At 57.2% G+C, this 2,417-nt stretch carries 2 protein-coding genes; both read left to right on the top strand.

Annotated features, from left to right (window positions below; translation table 11 throughout):
* The first annotated feature begins 232 nt into the window (after positions 1-232).
* Positions 233-2,155, top strand: coding sequence for a DUF3604 domain-containing protein (locus AC2FNC_RS20675; RefSeq protein ID WP_496716556.1), 1,923 nt, complete (start codon positions 233-235; stop codon positions 2,153-2,155).
* A 55-nt stretch (positions 2,156-2,210) separates the two neighbouring features.
* Positions 2,211-2,417 (top strand): hypothetical protein (locus AC2FNC_RS20670; protein ID WP_496716555.1); only part of this gene is annotated, 207 nt, incomplete at its 3' end.

The raw sequence follows: 2,417 nt of genomic DNA, 5'->3' as shown, positions 1-2,417 counted from the left end.
AGTCGCCATTTGCTAAAAGTGTTCGGAGGCTGCATTGAGCCCAAGGCGGACGTGAATAAGCTTCAAAAAAGGTCCCGGGTAAACAGCATCCGGTTTCCCTAGGAGGTGGTGCCGACGTCCGCTTTGGACGCAGGCATCAATCTGGAAGTTTCCAAGAAATTCGGTTTTGTTGGTCAATTTGCGGCCGTTTCGTGATATTGTTTTCACGGAAACCGGTGTGGGGAGGTTCGCAATGAAATCATTTCTTTCAATGACAACGGCACTTGGGGTCCTCGGCGCCGCTGCATTCGCATTCGAACCGACGCCCGACGGTTCGAGCCTCAGCAAGGCTTTTCCCGGTAAGTCCTATTCCCCCTACGCCCAACGCGGGATACCCGACCGGCCTCTCTGGGGAGATACGCACTTGCATACGTCCACTTCGTTTGATGCAGGTGCTTTCGGCAACCGTTTGGACGCGCGGGCTGCCTATCGCTTTGCCAAGGGGCAAGAAGTGCAGGCAACAACCGGCTTCATGGCGCGGCTTTCACGCCCGCTCGATTGGTTGGTGGTTGCTGACCATTCCGACAACATGGGTCTCTTCGACATGATCTACGCACAAGACCCATCCATCATGTCGGATCCGGAGGGTAACCGCATCGCAACCATGGTGGCGAATGGCGGCGACGAAGGGGTGGCGGCCGCTCTGGAGCTCATCGACGCATATTCGCGTGGTGAGGTGATTTCTCCGGTGCTTGCGGTCCAGGCAGGATCAAAACCCTTCCGCTCTGTCTGGCAGCGCCAGATTGAGGCCGCAGAAGAAGCTTACGAACCCGGTCTTTTCAGTAGCTTCATCGGCTATGAATGGACCTCGCTGATCCAGGGTGGAAACATGCATCGCGTCGTCGTCTACCGCGACGGAGGCGAAAAGGCTGGCATGATGGATCCATTCACCACCGAGGCGCCCCTTGGTTCCATCAATCCGCGCGACTTGTGGAAATGGATGGCGAACTATGAAGATGTCACGCGCGGAGACGTGCTTGCCATCGCACATAACGGCAACCTGTCAAACGGTATCATGTTTCCTGAGACCGCGCAGTATGATGGCAGGGAACTGGATGCCGAGTATGCGCAGACCCGTGCAATGTGGGAACCCGTCTACGAAGTCACGCAGATCAAAGGGGATGGCGAGGCACATCCCTTCCTCAGCCCGAACGACGAGTTCGCCGATTACGAAACCTGGGACAAGGGCAACCTGAACTTGTCGGAATTGAAGACCGACGACATGCTTGCCGGTGAATACGCGCGTGAGGCGTTGAAAACCGGGCTGCTTCTGGAAACGTCGCTCGGCACCAACCCCTACAAGTTCGGGATGGTTGGATCGACTGACAGCCACACATCACTCGCCACTGCTCAGGAGGACAATTTCTTTGGTAAGCATTCCGGGGCCGAGCCCAATCCTGAACGCCCCAGGCATATCGTCGGCCAGTTCGGAGACGTGGCAATTCTGGGCTGGGAAATGGTCGCATCCGGCCTCGCCGCCGTATGGGCGAGTGAGAACACGCGCGAAGCGATCTTCGATGCGATGGAGCGCAAGGAGGTCTATGCAACGACGGGATCGCGCATCGGGGTACGTTTCTTCGGCGGCTGGAACTACACGATGGATGACCTGACCTCGCGGACCCCTGCAACGGCAGGCTATGCCAAGGGCGCTCCGATGGGCGGGGATCTTCCGCCGCCATCCGAAGGTTCGGAAGCGCCAACCTTCATGGTCTATGCGCTGAAGGATCCGATCGGCGGAAATTTGGATCGCATTCAGATCGTCAAGGGCTGGCTCGATGCCGATGGCGAGACACACGAACAGGTGTATGACGTGGTCTGGGCCGGTGATCGGGAGCCGGACGCAAACGGCAAATTGCCCCCCATCGGTTCCACCGTCGACGTGGAGCGTGCCACCTGGACGAACTCGATCGGGCAGGGTGAGATGGGAACGGTATGGACCGATCCTGACTTTGATCCCTCTCAATCGGCCTTCTATTACGCCCGGGTTATCGAAATCCCGACCCCGCGCTGGACGGTATACGATGCTTTCCGAATGGGCGCGTCGCTGCCTGACGATGCACCGACGGAAACGCAAGAACGAGCCTACACGTCACCTATCTGGTACACGCCTGGCTGAGCTTAATTTCTCGGTTAAGTGGTTCTCCGGAACTACTGACACGGTGCCTATAAATATGACCAGTCGTCCCCTGAAGAAGGGTGAGCCCAAGGCATTGGTGTCGGTCGGTTACCCGGTTCTAAGATTGCGCAACATGCGGTTCAGAAAGCAGACATTTACTTCCTTCGGAAAAATGAATGCTTGCGCTTCTGTGCTGTCGACTGCTGGTCGGCAGGTTTGTCCGCAACTCGGACATAGAGCCTATTTTGCTGAACATCCGGTC

Source organism: Ruegeria sp. BHSA123 (genome assembly GCF_059613425.1).
This window is presented reverse-complemented; position numbering and strand designations above follow the sequence as displayed.